Annotated in this window: 23 protein-coding genes; 14 read left to right on the top strand and 9 right to left on the bottom strand. The window is 65.9% G+C overall.

The features are described 5' to 3' along the window. Window positions 1-26 precede the first annotated feature (26 nt). The 5 genes from VIR62_RS09795 to VIR62_RS09775 all read right to left on the bottom strand — a co-directional run bounded on the left by VIR62_RS09795 (window position 27) and on the right by VIR62_RS09775 (window position 4,859). The gene (locus tag VIR62_RS09795; protein WP_431870828.1) at window positions 27-1,001 is read right to left on the bottom strand and encodes a 50S ribosomal protein L11 methyltransferase; all 975 of its coding nucleotides are present in this window, start codon (window positions 999-1,001) and stop codon (window positions 27-29) included. Next, window positions 940-1,644, bottom strand: a complete 705-nt coding sequence (locus tag VIR62_RS09790; protein ID WP_431870826.1) for an SDR family NAD(P)-dependent oxidoreductase — start codon at window positions 1,642-1,644, stop codon at window positions 940-942. Before VIR62_RS09790 ends, VIR62_RS09795 begins: the two co-directional genes overlap by 62 nt. A 39-nt stretch (window positions 1,645-1,683) precedes the next feature. Next, the gene (locus VIR62_RS09785; protein ID WP_431870824.1) at window positions 1,684-2,988 is read right to left on the bottom strand and encodes a methyl-accepting chemotaxis protein; all 1,305 of its coding nucleotides are present in this window, start codon (window positions 2,986-2,988) and stop codon (window positions 1,684-1,686) included. 69 nt (window positions 2,989-3,057) lie between these two features. After that, window positions 3,058-4,389 carry a methyl-accepting chemotaxis protein gene (locus tag VIR62_RS09780; protein WP_431870822.1) on the bottom strand — a complete coding sequence of 444 codons (1,332 nt, stop codon included), beginning with the start codon at window positions 4,387-4,389 and terminating at the stop codon, window positions 3,058-3,060. A 65-nt stretch (window positions 4,390-4,454) separates the two neighbouring features. Further along, on the bottom strand, window positions 4,455-4,859 hold the full coding sequence (locus tag VIR62_RS09775; RefSeq protein WP_431870820.1) for a hypothetical protein: 405 nt from the start codon (window positions 4,857-4,859) through the stop codon (window positions 4,455-4,457). Window positions 4,860-4,917: 58 nt separating this feature from the next. Here VIR62_RS09775 and VIR62_RS09770 point away from each other — a divergent pair, with 58 nt between their 5' ends. Beyond that, entirely contained in the window at window positions 4,918-5,268 is a 351-nt protein-coding gene (locus VIR62_RS09770) for a hypothetical protein (RefSeq protein ID WP_431870818.1), read from the top strand. Between the two features lie 108 nt (window positions 5,269-5,376). Here the strand turns inward: VIR62_RS09770 and VIR62_RS09765 are convergent, their stop codons facing one another. Together VIR62_RS09765 and VIR62_RS09760 are read right to left on the bottom strand one after the other, a co-directional pair. Beyond that, window positions 5,377-5,628: a BrnA antitoxin family protein gene (locus VIR62_RS09765; protein ID WP_431870816.1), complete on the bottom strand. Its 252-nt coding sequence runs from the start codon at window positions 5,626-5,628 to the stop codon at window positions 5,377-5,379. Continuing rightward, window positions 5,618-5,872, bottom strand: a complete 255-nt coding sequence (locus VIR62_RS09760) for a BrnT family toxin (RefSeq protein ID WP_431870814.1) — start codon at window positions 5,870-5,872, stop codon at window positions 5,618-5,620. The genes VIR62_RS09765 and VIR62_RS09760 overlap by 11 nt, the downstream gene beginning before the upstream one ends. Window positions 5,873-6,076: 204 nt before the next feature. On the opposite strand from VIR62_RS09760, the gene sdhC reads away from it, so the two are divergent. From sdhC to creD, 9 genes are all read left to right on the top strand, one after another. Then, window positions 6,077-6,475: a succinate dehydrogenase, cytochrome b556 subunit gene (gene sdhC, locus VIR62_RS09755; protein ID WP_431870812.1), complete on the top strand. Its 399-nt coding sequence runs from the start codon at window positions 6,077-6,079 to the stop codon at window positions 6,473-6,475. Further along, a complete protein-coding gene (sdhD, locus tag VIR62_RS09750; RefSeq protein ID WP_431870810.1) occupies window positions 6,472-6,861 on the top strand; it encodes a succinate dehydrogenase, hydrophobic membrane anchor protein in 390 nt (129 codons plus the stop codon). The genes sdhC and sdhD overlap by 4 nt, the downstream gene beginning before the upstream one ends. Next, window positions 6,862-8,664, top strand: coding sequence for a succinate dehydrogenase flavoprotein subunit (gene sdhA, locus VIR62_RS09745; protein WP_431870808.1), 1,803 nt, complete (start codon window positions 6,862-6,864; stop codon window positions 8,662-8,664). It begins immediately after the preceding gene. 39 nt (window positions 8,665-8,703) lie between these two features. Next, complete coding sequence (locus VIR62_RS09740) at window positions 8,704-9,174, top strand: DUF2269 family protein (RefSeq protein WP_431870806.1); 471 nt, start codon at window positions 8,704-8,706, stop codon at window positions 9,172-9,174. Next, entirely contained in the window at window positions 9,168-10,277 is a 1,110-nt protein-coding gene (locus tag VIR62_RS09735; RefSeq protein WP_431870804.1) for a saccharopine dehydrogenase family protein, read from the top strand. The genes VIR62_RS09740 and VIR62_RS09735 overlap by 7 nt, the downstream gene beginning before the upstream one ends. Further along, entirely contained in the window at window positions 10,274-10,726 is a 453-nt protein-coding gene (locus VIR62_RS09730; RefSeq protein ID WP_431870802.1) for a thiol-disulfide oxidoreductase DCC family protein, read from the top strand. Before VIR62_RS09735 ends, VIR62_RS09730 begins: the two co-directional genes overlap by 4 nt. A gap of 67 nt (window positions 10,727-10,793) precedes the next feature. Continuing rightward, window positions 10,794-11,174, top strand: coding sequence for an SRPBCC family protein (locus VIR62_RS09725; protein ID WP_431870800.1), 381 nt, complete (start codon window positions 10,794-10,796; stop codon window positions 11,172-11,174). Further along, window positions 11,161-12,135 carry an MBL fold metallo-hydrolase gene (locus tag VIR62_RS09720; RefSeq protein WP_431870798.1) on the top strand — a complete coding sequence of 325 codons (975 nt, stop codon included), beginning with the start codon at window positions 11,161-11,163 and terminating at the stop codon, window positions 12,133-12,135. Before VIR62_RS09725 ends, VIR62_RS09720 begins: the two co-directional genes overlap by 14 nt. Window positions 12,136-12,200: 65 nt before the next feature. After that, on the top strand, window positions 12,201-13,589 hold the full coding sequence (gene creD, locus VIR62_RS09715) for a cell envelope integrity protein CreD (protein WP_431870796.1): 1,389 nt from the start codon (window positions 12,201-12,203) through the stop codon (window positions 13,587-13,589). A 69-nt stretch (window positions 13,590-13,658) separates the two neighbouring features. Here creD and VIR62_RS09710 read toward each other — a convergent pair whose 3' ends face one another. Next, complete coding sequence (locus tag VIR62_RS09710; RefSeq protein ID WP_431870794.1) at window positions 13,659-15,143, bottom strand: hypothetical protein; 1,485 nt, start codon at window positions 15,141-15,143, stop codon at window positions 13,659-13,661. Window positions 15,144-15,251: 108 nt separating this feature from the next. Here VIR62_RS09710 and VIR62_RS09705 point away from each other — a divergent pair, with 108 nt between their 5' ends. The 4 genes from VIR62_RS09705 (at window position 15,252) to VIR62_RS09690 (ending at window position 18,862) form a co-directional block, all read left to right on the top strand. Beyond that, entirely contained in the window at window positions 15,252-16,262 is a 1,011-nt protein-coding gene (locus tag VIR62_RS09705) for a D-alanine--D-alanine ligase family protein (RefSeq protein ID WP_431870792.1), read from the top strand. A 45-nt stretch (window positions 16,263-16,307) separates the two neighbouring features. After that, window positions 16,308-17,093: a succinate dehydrogenase iron-sulfur subunit gene (locus VIR62_RS09700; protein ID WP_431870790.1), complete on the top strand. Its 786-nt coding sequence runs from the start codon at window positions 16,308-16,310 to the stop codon at window positions 17,091-17,093. 98 nt (window positions 17,094-17,191) lie between these two features. Next, on the top strand, window positions 17,192-18,322 hold the full coding sequence (zapE, locus tag VIR62_RS09695; RefSeq protein WP_431870788.1) for a cell division protein ZapE: 1,131 nt from the start codon (window positions 17,192-17,194) through the stop codon (window positions 18,320-18,322). Window positions 18,323-18,364: 42 nt separating this feature from the next. Next, window positions 18,365-18,862, top strand: a complete 498-nt coding sequence (locus VIR62_RS09690; protein WP_431870786.1) for a hypothetical protein — start codon at window positions 18,365-18,367, stop codon at window positions 18,860-18,862. On the opposite strand, the gene VIR62_RS09685 is transcribed toward VIR62_RS09690, so the two are convergent. Next, window positions 18,763-19,164 carry a helix-turn-helix domain-containing protein gene (locus tag VIR62_RS09685; protein WP_431870858.1) on the bottom strand — a complete coding sequence of 134 codons (402 nt, stop codon included), beginning with the start codon at window positions 19,162-19,164 and terminating at the stop codon, window positions 18,763-18,765. The genes VIR62_RS09690 and VIR62_RS09685 overlap by 100 nt on opposite strands. Window positions 19,165-19,215: the final 51 nt, after the last annotated feature.

Below are 19,215 nucleotides of genomic sequence, written 5' to 3'. Positions count from 1 at the left end.
AAACAAGTTCAGCATGACGGCCTTGGCTACCTCCAGCCCAGCGCCTTGCGCTTGCGCATCACCAGGGTCGGCCAGTCGCCGCGAACGAGGGTGGAACTCAGCATCAGCCCCTGGCGGCGATACGCCGCCGCGACGCGCTCGGCCTGAGTTTCGAGCAGGCCAGCCAGGATGAGGCGGCCACCCGCTTTCAGCGCGCCCGCCACCGACGGAGCAAGGTCGATCAGCGGGCCGGCGAGAATATTGGCGATGATGAGGTCGTAAGGCGCTCGGGTCTTGAGACGCGAATGTTCCAGGCCTGTCGCGACGGCCAGCTCGACCTGTCCGCGCGCGCGGCCGAGGGGAATATTGTTGATGCCGGCATTCTCCTCCGTCACCTCGATCGAGACCGGATCGATGTCGGAGGCGGCCATGCGCGCCGTGGGCCACAGCCGCAGCGCGGCGAAAGCGAGGAGGCCGGTGCCGGTGCCGAGATCGAGAATGTTGGAAAAGTGTCCGCCGGTGGACTTGAGGCGATCGAGCGCCATAAGGCAGCCCGTGGTCGTCTCATGCTGGCCGGTGCCGAAGGCGCGCCCGGCATCGATCTCCAGCGGCACGGCGTCCGCCGGAATCTTGTCGCGGTGCGCGGGCGTATGAACGAAGAAGCGGCCGGCATGGATCGGTTCCAGCCCGGCCTGGCTGAGAGTCACCCAATCCTCTTCGGCAAGCCTCTCGACGATCGGTTCGACATCGCCCGCGCTCGGCGCCAGAGCTTTCAGTGCAGACAGCGTGTCGGGGCTTGGCGCCTCATCGAAATAGGCTTCGAGCAACCATTCCTCCGGCCGGACGGGATCCGGCTCGCGCGTCATCAACACCGGGGTCGTCTCCAGCAGCACGAGCTGCGAGATATCCGCCGCCACCGCCTCGGCTTCCGCCTTGGTGCAGGGGAGCGTGGCCTTCCAGCTATCGGACAAAGCTCGCCCCGTTGACGTCGATAACCGCCCCGGTGGCCGAAGCCGGCGCATCGACCGCGAGCCAGCGCACCGTCTCCGCGATCTCGTCGGCGGTGGCGACGCGTCCGAGCGGAATGTCGGCGAGCAGCTTGGAGCCGCCCCGGCTCTCGACATAATCCTCGGCCATGCCGGTCATGGTGAAGCCCGGGCAGACGGCGAAGGCGAGGATGTTCTCGTGCCCATAGCCCCGCGCGATCGTCTTGGTCATGCCGATCATGCCGGCCTTGGAGGCGGCATAGTGCCAATGCTGCGGCGAATCGCCGCGATAGGCGGCGCGGCTCGCGACATTGACGAGGCGACCGCCGCCCTGTGCGCGAAAATGGAGGACGGCGAGACGGCAGAGTTCGGCCGAGGCCGCAAGGTTGATCCGCATCGTCCGCTCCCACGCGGAAACCCAGTCGTCATGACTCTGGTCGATCGGCGCGGCCTCGAAGATGCCGGCGTTGTTGACCAGCACATCGACATGGCCGCCGAGCCGGTCCAGCGCCTCCGCCCAAAGCGGTTCGGGCGCGCCCGGATGGGAGAGGTCGGCGGCGATGCGGCCTTCCTCGCCGCGGCTGGAATGGCCCACGACATTGTGCGCGGAAAGCGCCGCCGCGATGGATTTGCCGATGCCCCGGCTGGTGCCGGTGACGAGGATGTTGAGCTTTGCCATGGCCGCTCGATAGGCGGCGATGGCGCCGAGGGAAAGGCCTCAGGCGGCGAAGCTGTTGACGAATTCGGCGGTGGTGGCGCGGAAGCGGGTGATCTGGTCGTTGACCCGGACGAAACCCGATTCGACCTCGTCGATCTCGGTCGTGACGCGATCCGTATCGGCGCGGATGGCGGCGATGGTCGAGGACATGGAGTCGGCCGCCAGCGCGGTCTCGTCGACGGCGGCGGTGATCATCGTCACGGTCTGCGCCTGCACCTCCATCGCCTGGCGGATGCGGTCGGCGGAGGACTGGACCTCGACCACCGTCTCCTGGATCGAGCCGTTGGCTTCCACCGTCTGCTTGGTGGCCTGCTGGATGGCGGTAATCTTGGCCGTGATGTCATCCGTCGCGCGCGCCGTCTGGCTGGCGAGGCTCTTCACTTCCTGCGCCACAACCGCGAAGCCGCGCCCCGCATCGCCCGCCCGAGCCGCCTCGATCGTGGCGTTGAGCGCCAGCAGATTCGTCTGTCCGGCGATGTCGCGGATGAGACTCAGGATCGATTCGATGGCTTCGACGTGGGTGGAGAGGGCCTGGCTGACGTTGACGGCTTCGGAGGCCTGGCTGCCGGCACGGGTGGCGATGCCGGCGGCGACCTCCACTTCGTTGCGCGCATCCTCGATCGCCTGGATGAGCCCCGCCGCGGTCTGCGCCGCCTCGCGCATCGCCACCGCCGACTGCTCGGCCGCCGCCGCGACTTCGGACGTCTTGCCGAGCATGCCGCGCGCGGCGGTGGATGTGGCGGTGGTGCGGTCGCGAAGGCCGGCCGATTCCTGGGCGGTCGCGGCGACCAGATCGGTCACCGTGCGCTGGAACGCCTCGCTCTGCTGGCCCCTGGCTTCCGCGGCCTCGTCGGCCTCCAGGAGGCCGATCTGGGCGAGGATGATGTCCGTCTCATAGGCGCGCAGCCGCACCAATGTCTGGGTCGCGCGGCCGAGCGCCGGCTTGTCGTCGGCGAAGGCGGCGCCCAGCGCTCCGATCATCTCGGCGGTGAGTCGCGCCCTAAGGTTGATCACTTCGGGAACCGAGCGGCGGCGGCTGTAGAGTTCGATCCCGTAGGCGGCGATTCCATGGATCCAGTCGGTGTCGACGGCGCCGGTGCAGCGTTCGCGAAACGCCCCGGCCAGCTCTTCGCCGGCATGCTCCTCTATGACCGGCCCGAGCACTCCGCCGGCGTCCCGCCACAAGGCTCCGAGGTCGGCTTCGAACGAGCCGTCGGCATTATAGGCAGCGAGGCGGTTCGCCACCTGCTGAGGCGTCAGCTTCTGCAATTTCGAACCATCCTCGTTCACATGAAAATCGGCCATGACGCGTCCTCAAGCTCGCCACCGCCGCCGCCTATCACGACCCCGGTAAAGGAGAGCTTAGCGGCGGGATCAGGCGGCGAAGCTGCCCACGAACCGTCCGGTCGCCTCCTTGAAGGTCGCCATCTGCTCGTCGACGCGGCCGAAATTCTTCTCGACCTCGCCGATCTCGCTCACCACCGTCTCGGTGTCCGAACGGATCGCGGCGATGGTCGACGACATGGAGTCGGCCGCCAGCGCGGTCTCGTCGACGGCGGCGGTGATCATGGTCACGGTCTGCGCCTGTACCTCCATCGCCTGGCGGATGCGGTCGGCCGACGACTGCACCTCGACCACCGTCTCCTGGATGCAGCCGTTCGCCTCCACCGTCTGGCGGGTCGCAGCCGTGATCGCCGAAATTTTCGAAGTTATGTCGTCCGTCGCGCGCGCCGTCTGGCTGGCAAGGCTCTTCACCTCCTGCGCGACCACGGCAAAGCCGCGACCGGCATCGCCCGCCCGCGCCGCCTCGATGGTGGCGTTGAGGGCGAGGAGGTTGGTCTGGCCGGCGATATCCCGGATAAGGCCCAAGATCGACTCGATGGCCTCGACGTGATCGGAGAGCGCCTGGCTGACCTTCACCGCCTCCGACGCCTGGCTGCCGGCACGTGTGGCGACGCCGGCGGCGACTTCCACTTCGTTGCGGGCATCCTCGATCGCCTGGATGAGGCCGGCCGCCGTCTGGGCCGCTTCCCGCATGGCCACCGCCGACTGCTCGGCCGCCGCCGCGACTTCCGACGTCTTGCCGAGCATGCCGCGCGCGGCCGCGGACGCATCGGCGGCCTGGTTGCGGAGGGTCTGGCTTTCTGACGCGGTGCGTTCGACCACGCCCAGTATCTCGCTGTTGAACTCGGCGCCGCGCGCGGTGCGCTGCTCCTGCTCGGCGCGGGCGCGGAGCAGGTCGTAATGGGCCGAGAAGATGTCGACCTCGAGTAGCGTCGCCTGGGTCACCGCCCGGTTGAGACGCGCCAGCCGCTCGGCGTCGCCGACGATGACCCGCGCGAGAATATCCTGCACCTTGGAACCCGCCGCGGCGATACCGGCGATGATCGCGGTCAGCGGCGCGATCCTGGCCGCGACGGTCGCCAGGTTGCCGGCGACATCGACCCATTTCTGGGCGCCGAGGTCGGGGAATTTGAGCGCCACATAAGGCGTCGTCAGCCTCACCAGCTCCGCCTCGCGCGCCGGGTCGATCGCCTCTCCGGGATTGTAGGAGGCGACATATTGATGGGCGAAGGCGCGGCCGATCTTCTCCGCCTCAAGCTCGATCAGCGACCAGATTTCGCGGCCCATCTCCGCCAGAGATCCGTCCTGGTCGAACAGGGGAAACCGATCCCCGATAAGTACTTTGCCACCTTTGATCGCCACGCTCTTGCCTCGCTCGCGAAGGGAACTTTCACCTTCGCTGCTAAGGGTCACTGGTTAAGATGGCGTTAGTGATCGGGGCGAGAGCATTTATGAACAGGCGGACCTAAAGACTTCCGCCCAGGCTGAGCCTGTCGAAGCCATGCTTTGTCTGCTGTCGACAGCGGCCAGGTAGGAAAAGGACAGGGCTTCGACAGGCTCACCCGCGCATGCACCCGCGTGACGCCGAGCTTCACGCCCGCGCCGCGCAGCACCGCCTCGACCATCTCGCCGCCCTGATTGCCCTCGGCGACGATCCGGTCCGCGCGCCAGGTCTCCGCCGCGTACGCGACCTTCCGCGCCCACTGCTCCGGCGAGAGCCCGCCCGCCGAATGGTCGCCGAGCACATAGCCGAGCCCGTCGACACCCAGCCCGCACGCCACGATCCCGCATTCGTCGCCGTCGGCGGTGACGGGCGGGTCATGGTCGTTCACGCTTGACGAGCGGTCACATGGCGCGAACAATCGCCTTCATCTTACGGGGAGGAGTAAAATGAAGGGGGCGGGTATCGGTCTGATCATATTTGGCCCGCTATTGATGATGGGAGCTCTCATCTACCAACCGACTGTATCTACCAGTGGTATTTATGGATTGAGCGAAGAAACCTACAATCTCGGCAAGCTCCAATATCAGGCACTCTTCTTTCAAGCTGGTATAGGAGCGTTCATTGCCGGCGTGATCCTAGCGGCGACCGGCGAACTTCTCGCGCCTCGAAGGCTCAGGTGTGATTCAACCTTTGCCGTCCGTGCAGGCAGCGCCAGCGGCATCCGCTGTCGGTCGGACCTGCGAATGGTGCTCTCAGGAGGTCCATGCCCCCTACAAACCGTGCGCCGACCTGAATGAGGAAACCCTGAACCGCATTGCACCGACGCTCGCCAATGTCCGCTGCAAGGCCGCGCTGAACGAAAGAGGCTACTCCACCACCGCTTAAGAATTTCGGCGGGATACCTACTAGACTCGCGCCCGCTTCAACGCCTCATTGATGCGCGACTGCCACCCTGGCCCCGTCGCCTTGAACTTCTTCAACACGTCCTCATCAAGCCGGATCGACACCGCCTGCTTCTTCGAGCCGGCAGGGCGTCCAGGACGGCGGAAGGCCGCCGCGATCTGGGGCGGAAGCTCGCTCGCGGGGCGGGCGCGGGCGAAATCCTCTTTCGTCCATTCGGGATTCTCATCGTCGAACACGACAGGCTTATTCGGCATAACGGCGCATCTCCTTGGCATGGGCCCGGCGCAGGCTGATCACCCGAACCTTGCCGCCGCGATCCGTCGCGGCGAGGCAATGAGGCACATCGTCGATGAAGCCATAGACACGGTAGCGAGGCTCCTCGAAACGATCGTCCTCGACGAAAACGAGCGGAACGAGATCGGCGGCCCGCGACAGCGAGATGCCGTGCTTCTCGATATTGGCGGCATCCTTGGCGGGATCGAAATCGATTTCCACCATTTTATGTATATACACGCCGGCCGATGTTTCAAGGGGTTCACGTATATACGAAAATCCGACCTCGTCTCATGCGACGCCAGCTGAGACGCCGCTCCCCCGTCGCCCGCCCTTGCAACCTGCCGCCCAAGTCCTAAAAGCGGGCAGCCGCAATTGGGGGCTCCAAAGCGGGGCCCCCGCAAAGTACCACTTTGCGGGGAGGACTTTATGCACCGCAATCCGTCGCGCCCGCTTTCGCCCCATCTCAGCATCTGGCGCTGGGGGCCGGGGATGCTGGTTTCGATCCTGCACCGGGTGACGGGCTCCGGCCTCGCCACCGTCGGCGCGATCGTCTTTACCTGGTGGCTGGCGGCGGCGGCGAGCGGGGCGGACGCTTATGAGAGTTTCGTCGGCCATGCGCGGAGCTGGTACGGCGTCGTCGTCTGGATCGGCCTTACCTGGGCCTTCTTCCAGCATACCGCCTCGGGCCTGCGCCATTTCGTGATGGACATGGGCGCGGGCTATGCGCTTCCCACCAACAAATTCTGGGCCAATGTGACGGTCGCCGCCGCGATCGTGCTGACCGTATTGACCTGGCTCTATATCCTGGGAGTGAGGGCAACATGAGGATGGAGACGCCGCTCAAGCGCGTGCGGGGGCTGGGCTCGGCCGAGTCCGGCGCGCATCACTGGTGGCTGGAGCGGATGCTCTCGGTCTCGACCTTGCTGCTCTTCGTCTGGTTCGTCGTGTCGCTGCTGCGGATGCCGAGCCTCGACCATGCGGCGGTGACGGAATGGCTGGCGGAGCCGCTGGTCGCGGTGCCGATGCTGCTGCTCATCGCCTCGACCTTCTGGCATCTGAAATTGGGCCTGCAGGTGGTGATCGAGGATTATGTGCATGAGGAGGGGATGAGGTTCTTCTCCATCACCTTGGTCAACTTCTTCACGATCGCGGTGGGCGCGCTCGCCCTCTTCTCGGTTCTCAAGATCGCCTTTGGCGGGGACGCTTCGTAAATGCCAAACTCGAACACAAGCGCCGCCTACAAGATCATCGACCATGACTACGACGTCGTCGTCGTCGGCGCCGGCGGGGCGGGGCTGCGCGCGACGATGGGCGCGGCCGAGCAGGGGCTGAAGACGGCCAACATCACCAAGGTGTTCCCGACCCGCAGCCATACGGTGGCGGCGCAGGGCGGGATCGCGGCGTCGCTCGGCAATATGGGGCCGGACCACTGGACCTGGCACATGTACGACACCGTCAAGGGCTCCGACTGGCTCGGCGACCAGGACGCGATCGAATATATGGTGCGCGAAGCGCCGGCCGCGGTCTATGAGCTGGAGCATGCCGGCGTGCCGTTCAGCCGCACGTCCGAGGGCAAGATCTACCAGCGCCCGTTCGGCGGCATGATGCAGAATATGGGCGAGGGGCCGCCCGCCCAGCGCACCTGCGCCGCCGCCGACCGCACCGGCCACGCCATGCTGCACGCGCTCTACCAGCAGTCGCTGAAATACGACGCGGACTTCTTCATCGAATATTTCGCGCTCGACCTGATCATGGAGGGCGGGGAGTGCCGGGGCGTCATCGCGCTCTGCATGGACGACGGCTCCGTCCACCGCTTCCGTTCGCAGGCGGTGGTGCTGGCGACCGGGGGCTACGGCCGCACCTATTTCTCGGCGACCTCGGCCCATACCTGCACCGGCGACGGCGGCGGCATGGTGCTGCGCGCGGGGCTGCCGATGCAGGACATGGAGTTCGTCCAGTTCCACCCGACCGGCATCTACGGCGCCGGCGTCCTCATCACCGAGGGCGCGCGCGGCGAGGGCGGCTATCTCACCAACTCCGAGGGCGAGCGCTTCATGGAACGCTATGCGCCGAGCGCCAAGGACCTGGCGTCACGCGACGTCGTCTCCCGCTCGATGGCCATGGAAATCCGCGAAGGCCGCGGCGTCGGAAAAGATAAAGATCACATATTCTTGCATCTGGACCATCTGGATCCAAAAGTCCTCGCCGAACGCCTTCCCGGCATCAGCGAGACCGGGAAGATCTTCGCGGGCGTGGATCTGACGCGGCAGCCGCTGCCGGTGGTGCCGACCGTCCACTATAATATGGGCGGCATCCCGACCAATTATCATGGCGAAGTCGTGACCCTGAAGGACGGCGATCCGGACGCGGTGGTGCCGGGCCTGTTCGCGGTGGGGGAGGCGGCCTGCGTCTCCGTCCACGGCGCCAACCGCTTGGGCTCCAACAGCCTGATCGATCTCGTCGTCTTCGGCCGGGCGGCGGGGCATCGCCTGGGCGAAGTGATCGACCGCGCCGCCAAGCATCGGCCGCTGCCCAAGGGGTCGGAGGAAATGGCGCTCGGCCGCCTCGACCGCTACCGCCACGCCAAGGGCGGCAGTCCGACCGCCGAGGTCCGCCTCGCCATGCAGAAGACGATGCAGGCCGACTGCGCCGTGTTCCGCACTGAAAAGACGCTGGCCGAGGGCATGGCCAGGATCGACCAGATCTACCAGCGCCTCGATGACATCGACGTCACCGACCGCAGCCTAATCTGGAACACCGACCTGATCGAGACCCTGGAGCTCGACAACATGCTCCCGCAGGCGGTGGTGACGATGCACTCGGCCGCCAACCGCAAGGAAAGCCGCGGCGCCCACATGCACGAGGACTATCCCGACCGCGACGACAAGAACTGGATGAAGCACACGGCGGCCTGGTTCGATAAGGGCAAGGTCTCGATCGATTATCGCCCCGTCCACGACTACACGCTGACGGACGACATCGCCTACATAAAGCCCAAGGCGCGGGTGTATTGAGGAGCGCGGCGGCGAGGCGTCCGCGGTAGCATACTCGCCGTGGACACCTACCTGCTCGTCAAAACCCTGCACATTATCAGCGCCACGGTGCTGTTCGGCACCGGCCTTGGCATCGCCTTTTTTTGCCTGATGGGGCTGCGTGATCCCGACCTGGCCGCGCGCCTGTTCGCGACCCGCGTGACGGTGGTTGCGGATACTCTGTTCACGGCGCCCGCCGTCGTCTTGCAGCCGATCACGGGCGCCTGGCTCATCGTCCACGCCGGTTTCGTCTGGAACGATTTCTGGCTCCTCGCGACCTATGCCCTCTATCTGCTCGCCGGACTGTGCTGGCTTCCGGTGGTGGTGATCCAGATTCGTCTGCGCGACCTCGTCCGGCGGCGGGCAGCGGGTGGAGCAATCGACGACGCCCGAACGCGGCGCCTGTTCCGCTGGTGGTTCGCGCTCGGCTGGCCGGCCTTCACCAGCCTCGTAGTCATTTTCTATCTGATGGTGGCCAAACCATCGTGGTGAAGCGCGTCCTCATCATCGGCGGCTATGGCAACTTCGGCAGCTACATCGCCCGCTCGCTGGCCGACGATCCCGCGATTCTCCTGCTGATCGGCGGACGCTCGTCCGAGAAGGCGCTACGCTTCGCCGCGAGCCTCGATGCGGTCAACCGCGCCGAGGGGCACAGTATCGACATCGACGGCGATGTGTCCGCCGCCCTTGCCGCCGTCCAGCCCGATATCGTCATTCACACGACGGGCCCGTTTCAACGGCAGGATTATGCGGTCGCCGAGGCCTGCATCGCGAGCGGAATCCACTATGTGGACCTCGCCGACGCCCGACATTTCGTGGCGGGAATCGGCGTTCTTGATGACGCGGCGCGAGCGGCTGATGTGCTCGCGGTGAGCGGCGCCAGCTCGGTGCCATGCCTCACGGGCGCAGTGATCGACCATTTCAAACCGCGCTTCGCCGCGCTCGAATCCGTGGATTACGGGATCAGCGCCGCCCAGCAGACCAATCGCGGCCTTGCGACCACCTCCGCCGTCCTAAGCTACGTCGGCAGGCCCTTCGATGCGTGGCGGGAAGGGAAACCGCATCGGGTCTATGGCTGGCATGACACCCACAGCGAGAATTATCCCGAACTTGGGCGCCGCTGGTTCGGCAATTGTGATATTCCCGACCTGGCCCTCTTTCCGAGCCGCTATCCATCCCTTCGCTCGATCCGGTTCGCGGCCGGACATGAAATACCGATCCTGCATTTCGGCGCATGGGCACTTGGCTGGCTGGTTCGTATCGGCCTGCTGAAATCGCTCGACCATTACGCCGAGCCCTTGCTCAAAATGGCTTTCCTGTTCGATCAAATGGGCGGCAGCCGCAGCGGATTTCATATGGTTCTCGAGGGAGCCGACGCGGAAGGCGAACCTCTTCGCATCGCTTATTATCTCGTCGCGCGTTCGGGACATGGGCCCTACATTCCCTGCATGCCCGCCATATTGCTTGCGCGACGGCTCGCGCGAAACGAGATCGCCCGGCGCGGCGCCATGCCCTGTCTCGATCTTATCGATCTCGACGCCTACCTCGGCGCGCTGGATGGCCTCGATATATCCGTCTATCGCAAGGGCGGATGACCGACCGCGAAGCTATCGACGAGCCGCTGTGGCGCCATCGACCGCTGTTCGTTTTCGATGGCGTTTGCGTACTCTGCTCGAGCGGAGCATCATTCCTGATGCGGCATGATCGCGCAGGCCGTGTCGACTTCGCGTCGGCGCAGTCGCCACTTGGCCAGTCGCTTTATCGCCGGCTCGGGCTGGAGATGGACGCCACCTACCTGCTCATCGATGGCGGTCATGCCTATACCAAATCGGACGGCTATTTTCGATTGGCCACCATCCTGGGTGGATGGTGGCGTCTGGCACTGATCGGCAAAGTCGTGCCCCGTGGCTTGCGCGACTGGCTGTACGACCAGGTAGCAGCCCGTCGCTACCGCTGGTTCGGCAAGGCGAACCATTGCGAGTTGCTGTCGGGCGATCAACGAGGACGTCTTGTGTCGGATTTGGATTCGGACCCCCTCCGCTAGGAACAGCCATGAGGACGGCGCGCGGCCGATCGAGTGGCGGCTTCATCTCAAGAGCGCCCCGGAGAAGGTGTTCGACGCATGGACGACGAATGCGGGGCGAGCGCGTTTCTGGGCCGAGGGATCGCGCGCCACGGCAGGCGGTTTCGATCTCCGGTTCATCAAAAGACAGCATTTGTCGGTTGAGGTCGTGGAGGAGAAAGCGCCCGGCCGTTTCGTCTTTCGCTATTTCGGGGGATCGACAGTCACCGTCACTCTGTCTCCCGATGACGGACACGGGTGCGATGTGCATCTGGTCGAAACGGGGATCGCGTCCGCCGAAGAGTGGGTCGAAAACCATGCCGGCTGGGTCAGCGTGCTGCTGGCGTTGAAGGCGACTGGCGATTTCGGCGTAGATCTGCGCGCGCACGATCCGGCGCGCTCATGGGAGGGGCGTCATGTCGATTGCTGAGAGGGTGAGCTGGGCGCTGGTTGCGCTGGGCCTTGTTGGCTGCGCGCCTGAATCGGCTGAGGCGGAACAACATCTTGGTTATGAGGTGATTCCGGGCAGCTTCGTTCCGGGCAAGGGGCCGGACGGGAACAGCGTCTTCCTGGACGCGCCGGAGGGGCTGATCCTGGTCGATACCGGGCGTCACCCCGCGCATCGCGACAAGCTGCTTGGCTATGCGAAGGCCAAGGGTAAGCCCATAGCGGCGATCATCAACACCCACTGGCATCTTGACCACACGACCGGCAACGCCGAAATCATGGCTGCTTATCCCGAGGCCGAGGTCCATGCCAGTCGGGCGATCGACGGGGCGCTGACCGGGTTCCTCCGCGAGAGTCGGGCGCGGTCCGAAGCCTATATCCAGTCGAGCAAGGCGAGCGCAGAGGAAGTCGCGGAGATTCGACGCGGCCATGCGACGATCGACAAGCCGGATGTGCTGCGCCCGACGGTGCCGGTCACTTCGTCCGGCGAACGCTCGATCGCCGGACGGACGCTCCAGCTGAACCTCGCGCCTTATGCCGTCACCGAGGGCGATGTCTGGATCTACGACGCCGTGACCGGGCTGCTGATCGCGGGCGACCTTGTCGTCGGACTGGTGCCGTTCATGGATACGGCGTGCCCCGAAGGATGGCGGAAGGCGCTGGATGCCATCACCGCCACGCCGTTCACCACTCTGGTGCCCGGCCACGGCGCGGCGATGGACCGCGAGCGCTTCCTCGCTTGGCGCGGCGCCTACAATGCCCTCCTCGACTGCGCCGCCTCGGAGGCCTCCAGGGAAGACTGCGTCGCCGTATGGCAGCGCGACGCGGCGCCCTTTATTCCCGCCGAGGACAAGGAGCGGGCGGCCGAAATGGCGGGTTATTATTTCGATACGCGGTTGCGGTCGCCGCCGGAGGAGCGGGGGCGTTATTGCGCTCCCGCCTGATTTGGGCTGGGCAATCGTCGATGAAGCGTGCATAAACAGCGACGAGTTGCGTCAGGAGTCGTGCCATGGGTTTGTTTTCCGCCGATCGCTCACCGAGCGCCAAGCTTGGCCTCGCCATCCTCATCGGCCTTCTTCTCGCCATCCCGCTCTTCTCCGTCTGGATGCTGGTTTACGATCGGCAGATGCAGTCGGAGACGGCGCGCGCCTCGATCGCCGAAGGGTGGGGCGGGCCGCAGCACGTGGCGGGGCCGCTGCTCGTCATTCCCTATCGGCAGACCGTGACGGAGACGGTGACCGAGGGCGGCCGACCCGTCGTGCGCTCGCGGCAGGTCTGGCAGGAGCTGACCTTGTCGCCGGAGATCGCGGATATCGAGACGGTCATCCGCCCGGAGCGGCGGCAACGGTCGATCTACGAAGCCGTGGTCTATGAGGCGACGATGAGCGGCAAGGCGCGCTTCGCCATGCCGGAGGATTTGTCGCGCTTCGGAGTCGCGGTGCCGGACATGGCGCTCGACCGGGCGGAGCTTCGCTTCGGCATCAGCGATCCGCGCGGACTCTTCGGGCAGCCGCCGCGGGTGTCGGTGGCGGGACGGCCGCTCAGGCTACAGCCGGGCGGCGGCACGGCGGCGACGAGCGGCTCGGGCTTCTTCGCCTGGCTCGACGCCGGCTCGCTGGCCGTCGCGGCGGTGACCGTCGATTTCGCTTATGATTTTCGCGGCAATGGCTGGCTGAGCCTGGCGCCGCAGGCCGGCGACACGCGCTGGCGCGTAACGTCGCCCTGGCCGCATCCCTCTTTCCAGGGCGGCTTCCTTCCCGTCGAGCGGAGCGTCTCCGAACAGGGCTTCACCGCCACCTACCGCGTCGGCAACCTGGCGCTCGGCCAGTCGCTGGTGAGCACCGGTGCGCCGGAGGGCAATGCGCGCGCACCCCAAAGGGTGATGGACCCCTCCGTCGTCGCCTCGCCGGCGGGAGGCTATGAGGCTCGCATCGACCTCGTCCAGCCGGTCGATCTGTATTCCCGCGTCAATCGCGCCACCAAATATGGCTTCCTGTTCATCGGCTTCACCTTCCTCGCCTTCCTGCTGTTCGACGTCATCGGCGGCGTGCACGTGTCGGCGGTGGAATATCTGTTGGTCGGCGCGGGGCTGGTGCTGTTCTTCGTGTTGCTGCTGGCCTTCGCCGAGGTGATCGGCTTCACGCCGGCCTATGTCGTGGCGAGCACGGCGATCATCGGGCTCAACACGGCCTATTCGGCGGCGGTCCTGAAAAGCTGGCGACGGGCGCTGTTCATCGGAGCGCTGCTGATCGCCTTGTACGTCGTGCTCTACATCCTGCTCAGCCTCGAGGCCTTCTCGCTGCTGATCGGATCGCTGCTGCTCTTCGCGGCGCTAGCGGTGGTGATGTATCTCACGCGCAACCTCAACTGGGGCGGGCGGGAGGCGGCGGAGGCATGATGGGCCGCGGCGAAGGCCGGGGCCCAGTTTATTGCTTCGTCTGGACCCCGGCTTTCGCCGGGAACGGAACTAACAAGCCTTCGCCAGGCTGGGCGCGTCTTGTTGACCCGAGACGGCGGCGAGTGCGAGCTCGATCCGGTCCATGTCGGCCTCGAAGGCGCGCTTGAGCGCCCTGTCGGAAAGGCCGACCCGAGCGACGACGTTCGGCATCGAGAGGCCGACGCGAAGGGTGGCGCCCCAGCGCCCGTCGTCGAGCTTCACGCATTTGACCGGCTGGCCGAGGCGGATGCCGTGGGCGAGGAGGTCGTGGTGCCAGTGCTGGGCGTCCTCGAAGGTTGCCGGCTCGCCCAGATGGGAGAGGTCGAGCGTCGAAAGCGTGCGCATCTCGATCGGATGGCTGTCGGCCTCGGCCCGGTCGCCCGGCGGATAGGGCGCGACGCGGCGGATCGGCAGGGGCCCGATCATCGCCTGGCGCACCGCCGCGTGGAAGGCGAGGACGACCCGCGTGACCTCTTCCAGCGACAGGGCCTGAAAGCGCTCCAGCTCGAAGATCGAGGCTTCCAGCCGCAGCGACAGGCCGAGATTGGCGGCGTCGGGCAGCGGCGTCGCGCCCGGCCAGGCTTCGGGCCATTCGGCGCGGCGGAAGATGGTGGCAAGGCCCCGCGGAAGCGCGGCCGCGCCGGCCGCCAGCGCGGGCGGGACGAGCGCGAAGCCGCTGAACGGCGGCCCGCCCATGAATTTGGAGCCGGTGATGAAGACGATGGCGCCGCGCCCCAGATAGTCGGCGATGGCCGCGGACGTGATCCGCGCCTGGCAGGCATCGACGACGAAAGTGACGGCATCGCCATGCGCGGCGCGCAATCGGTCGATATCGTCGAGCGCGGGCAGGATCAGCCCGGTCTTGGAGCCGTGGACGACGTGGATGAGCGGATAGCGGTCCGCCGCCTGGGCCGCCGTGATCGCATCCTCGATCGCCGCCGTGATGTCGGACGACGGCCGCGCGTGACCCTGCACGTCGCGCACCGGGATATCAATCAGGTCGACATGAGTGTCGTCGAGTCCTGGCACACCCTCGCCCACTTTGGTCGAGATGCCGAGCGCGGTCTCGTCGGCGAAATAGCGGCCGTGGGCGGAATGGATGCAGCCGCTTCCCACTTCGTCGGCGCCGAGAAGGATGTTGTGGGTTCCGCCCGCCGCCTTGCCCGCGACGGCGGCGAGGGCCACATATTCGAGGTCGGTGCCCGAAGGCGCGAACACGATCTCGACGTCATGTGCGACGCGATAGGCCTTGCGGATTCGCCGCCGTAGCTGCCGCAGATGCGCGGCATAGGCCTTGGGCATGAAATCGCCCGCCGGCGCCAGTTCCTTCAGCACCGCTTCCACATGGGCGAAGGCGTCCGGCGAAATGTCGTTCGCGGTCGAGGAGGCATAGGCGAGCACGTCGCTCGGCCTGGGCCCCGAATGGTAGCGGTTGAGGCCCGTTTTCGCGTCCAGATGGAGGCGGGCGTCGCCGCCTTCCGTCATCGCCTGGGTGGCGGCTGTGTCCTGGGTCATCACCTCCCCATAAGCCGCCCCTTGGCCTCGGTCCATCTCGGCATTATGACGCCGGACGCCGGGGTGGCGCTATCCATCGCAGCCGCCCGTCCTTGAAAGGCAAGTTTAGTGCTCCAGTCCGTCCGGCCGCTCACCATCCCCGAGGAGGCGAAGCGGCGCCTGAAGATCATGTTCATCGCCAAGCACGCCAAATGGGGCGGCGGGCTTCACCCGGAGGACGGCAACCACGCCCTCTATCATGTTGAGGTGCGGGAAATCCTGCAGGAGCTGGGGCTGAACCTGGTGCTGGAGAATCGCTACGAGGCGCTGTTCGACAAGCCCGACGTGGACTTCGTCTTCCCGCTGCTCAACCGGGGCGGCTTTTTGAACAGCGAGATGATGCTGCCGCTGCTCTGCACGCGGCACGGCATTCCGTTCATGGGGGCGAGCCCGATCCTGCGCGGAATTTCCGACGACAAGCATTCTACCAAGCTGGAGGCGAAGGCGCGCGGCGTTCCCACCAGTCCCTGGGCGATCTACCGCCGGGGCGCGCCGGTGCGGGAGGCCGACGCTCTTATGGCGGAGCGGATGGTGATCAAGCCCAACGCCTCCTCGGCGAGTTGGGGCGTGATGGACGCGCACGACTGGGCCGGGGTCGCGCGCGCCGTCGCCGAGATTCACGACATGGGCCATGACGCGATCGTCGAGCCCTTCCTCAACGGCAGCGATGTCGAGGTGCCGGTGATCACCGTCGACGGCGAACCCGTCGTCATGCCGATGATGCTCTTCGAGCAGGCCGATCCGTCGCACCTTCGCACTTATTATGAGAAGCGCGACCTGGTCGACCGGGCCCAGAAATATCAGCTCGTCGAATTCACCAACAGCGAGTGGCAGCCCAGGATCGACGAACTCACTCGCAAGATGGTCGAGATCTTCCGCCCGTTCGACTATGGGCGCTATGAATTCCGGCTCGATATGGAGACGGGCGAGGTCCGGATGCTGGAGGTCAACCTCAACTGCAACCTCTGGTCGGAGAAGGTCTATGGCCGCTCCGCGAAGGCCGCCGGCTGGACGCAGGAGCAGCTGATCGAGACGATCCTGTGCGAGAGCCTCAGGCGGCACGGCCTTCTCGACCATTGAGTGGCGCGCCGCGAGGCGCTATCCCGCCCGCATCAGGGGAATGACATGGCCGAATTCACGCTTCCGAAGAACAGCAAGATCAAGGGCAAGGGGCGCGCGCACAAGGCTCCGGCCGGGGCGACCCGCGTGAAGAAGTTCAAGGTCTATCGCTACGACCCCGACGCGGGCGAAAATCCGCGCTACGACACGTTCGACGTCGACCTCGACACGTGCGGCCCGATGGTCCTCGACGCGCTCATCAAGATCAAGAGCGAGCAGGACCCGACGCTGACCTTCCGCCGCTCCTGCCGCGAGGGGATTTGCGGCTCCTGCTCGATGAACATGGACGGCCGCAACGGCCTCGCCTGCACCACCGCGATCGAGGACGTGAAGGGCGAGGTCCGGATCACGCCGCTGCCGCATATGGATGTGATCAAGGACCTGGTGCCCGATTTCACGCATTTCTATGCCCAATATGCGTCGATCCAGCCCTGGTTGAAGACGGTCTCGCCGGAGCCTTCGGGCAAGGAGCGGCTGCAGTCGCCGGAGGACCGGGCGAAGCTCGACGGGCTTTACGAGTGCATCCTGTGCGCCTGCTGCTCGACCTCCTGCCCCAGCTACTGGTGGAATTCGGACAAGTTCCTCGGCCCCGCCATCCTGCTCCAGGCCTATCGTTGGCTCGCCGACAGCCGCGACGAGATGACCGGCGAGCGCCTGGACGAGCTGGAGGACCCGTTCCGCCTCTATCGCTGCCACACCATCATGAACTGCGCCAACGTCTGCCCCAAGGGCCTCAACCCCGCCAAGGCGATCGCGGAGACCAAGAAGATGCTGGTGGAACGGGCGGTCTGACGCGAAGCCGTCACCCCGGCGAAAGCCGGGGTCTCGTGGAGAAGTGCCGTGATTTCTGGTCCTGAGATCCCGGCTTTCGCCGGGATGACGAAATTGCGATGACGGCCGTTTCCCGCCGCTATGAAGCTCTCCTTGCCTCGGACGAATTGAAGCCGGACGCGGATCAGGCGCAAGCGGTGGCGGTCCTGGATCGCCTCGCTGCCGATCTCCACCGCCAGGAGAAGCCCGGCCTTTTCTCCCGCTTGTTCGGCGCGAAGCCCAACGGCCATCGCGGCGTCTATATGTGGGGCGGCGTCGGGCGCGGGAAATCGATGCTGATGGACCTTGCCTTCGAGACGATCGACATCTCGCCCAAGCGCCGCGTCCATTTCCACGAATTCATGATCGAGGTGCACGATCGCCTACGGGTGGAGCGGGCGAAGGAGAGCGGCGATCCGATCGCTCCGGTGGCGGAAGCCATCGCGGCTGAGGCCAAGCTGCTCGCCTTCGACGAGATGGTGATCAACAACAGCGCCGACGCGATGATCCTGTCGCGGCTCTTCTCCAGGCTGCTGGAGGAGGGCGTGACCGTCGTGACCACCTCCAACCGGCCGCCGCGCGACCTCTACAAACACGGCCTCAACCGCGAGCTGTTTCTGCCTTTCATCGACCTGATCGAGAAGGAGATGGACGTGGTGCCTTTGAACGGGCCGACCGACTACCGGCTGGAGCGCCTTGGCGGCATGCCAACCTGGTATGTGCCGAACGGTCCGATCGCGACGGTGGCGCTCCGCGACGCCTTCTTCCGCCTCACCGACTTCCCGCCGGAGGACCGGGCGCATGTTCCGTCCGAGGATATTCCGGTCCACGGCGGCCGCACCCTGCACGTGCCCAAGAGCCTGAAGGGCGTCGCAGTCTTCTCCTTCAAGCGCCTCTGCGGCGAAGCGCGAGGGGCGCCGGACTATCTCGCCGCCGCGCGGCGCTATCACACGATGATCGTGGTCGGCATCCCCAGGCTCGGCCCCGAGAACCGCAACGAGGCGGCGCGGTTCGTGACGCTGATCGATGCGCTTTACGAGTATAAGGTGAAGCTGCTCGCCGCCGCCGACGCGGCGCCGACGGAGCTTTACGCCGCGGGCGACGGCGTTTTCGAGTTTGAGCGCACCGCATCCCGCCTGATAGAGATGCAGGGCGCCGAATATCTCGCCCGTGGTCACGGCAAGCAAATCGAAGGCGAAGGCCACGGGTAAGCGGCCCGGCGGGCAGGGAAGAATTCTCGACAGGGGGAAGCCATGGGCCAACCGCGAAAACGACTCATTGCCTTCGGCATCGCCATATTCAGCGGCGTGGCCGCCTTATCGATGCTGCACGGTGGCTGGCGCGACTACAGTCTGGCGGTCGAGCTCAGGGACCGGGGCGCGCTTGCCGAAGGGCGATATCTTGGCGCCGAAATCTTTACGTCACGCGAAAGAACCTCCGCGGGACGGATAAACGCATACGAAACGGTCGAACGCGAACATGGAAGATGGTCTTATACGGTGGACGGGCGCGTCTATGGGGTTCTGGACCGGGGCCCCAACTTCACCGGCAACATGACCGTCGACCGGCTGGGCCCGGTGCGGCCGGGCCAGATCGTCTACCTGCCGGAATCGCCGGATGTGGCACAGATGCGAAATCAGATCGGTGTGGATTATCCGATGCTGTTCGGGTTCGGCGGCTTCCTCCTGCTGGTCGCGCTGGCGAGCGGCGGGATCGGAGCGTTCGTGCTCAAGCCGCGCCACGAGACCTGAGGCTCCGACCGTAGCGCCTCCTCGGCTAGGCTGTTCCTGCGCCATGTCGCGGGCGGGACGCCAAATTCGCGCTTGAACGCGCGGTTGAATGCGGCTTCCGAATTGAAGCCGACCGAATAGGCGACGCCGGAGGCGTTCCGGCCCGGTTCGCGCAGCAGGTGCGCGGCGGGCGGTGCGCATGCGCCAGCCCGCCAGATATTGCATCGGCGGCGCTCCCACCAATTGGCGGAACCGCTCGTTGAGCACCGTCTTAGACATTCCGGCTTCGCGGGCGAGGCTGTCGGCGGTCCAACTCTTCGCATAACGTTCGTGAATGACGGCCAGAGCCTTGCCGACAGCCGGATCGCCGAGGC

It is taken from the genome of Allosphingosinicella sp. (assembly GCF_036570505.1).
Taxonomy (GTDB): Bacteria; Pseudomonadota; Alphaproteobacteria; order Sphingomonadales; family Sphingomonadaceae; genus Allosphingosinicella.
This window is presented reverse-complemented; position numbering and strand designations above follow the sequence as displayed.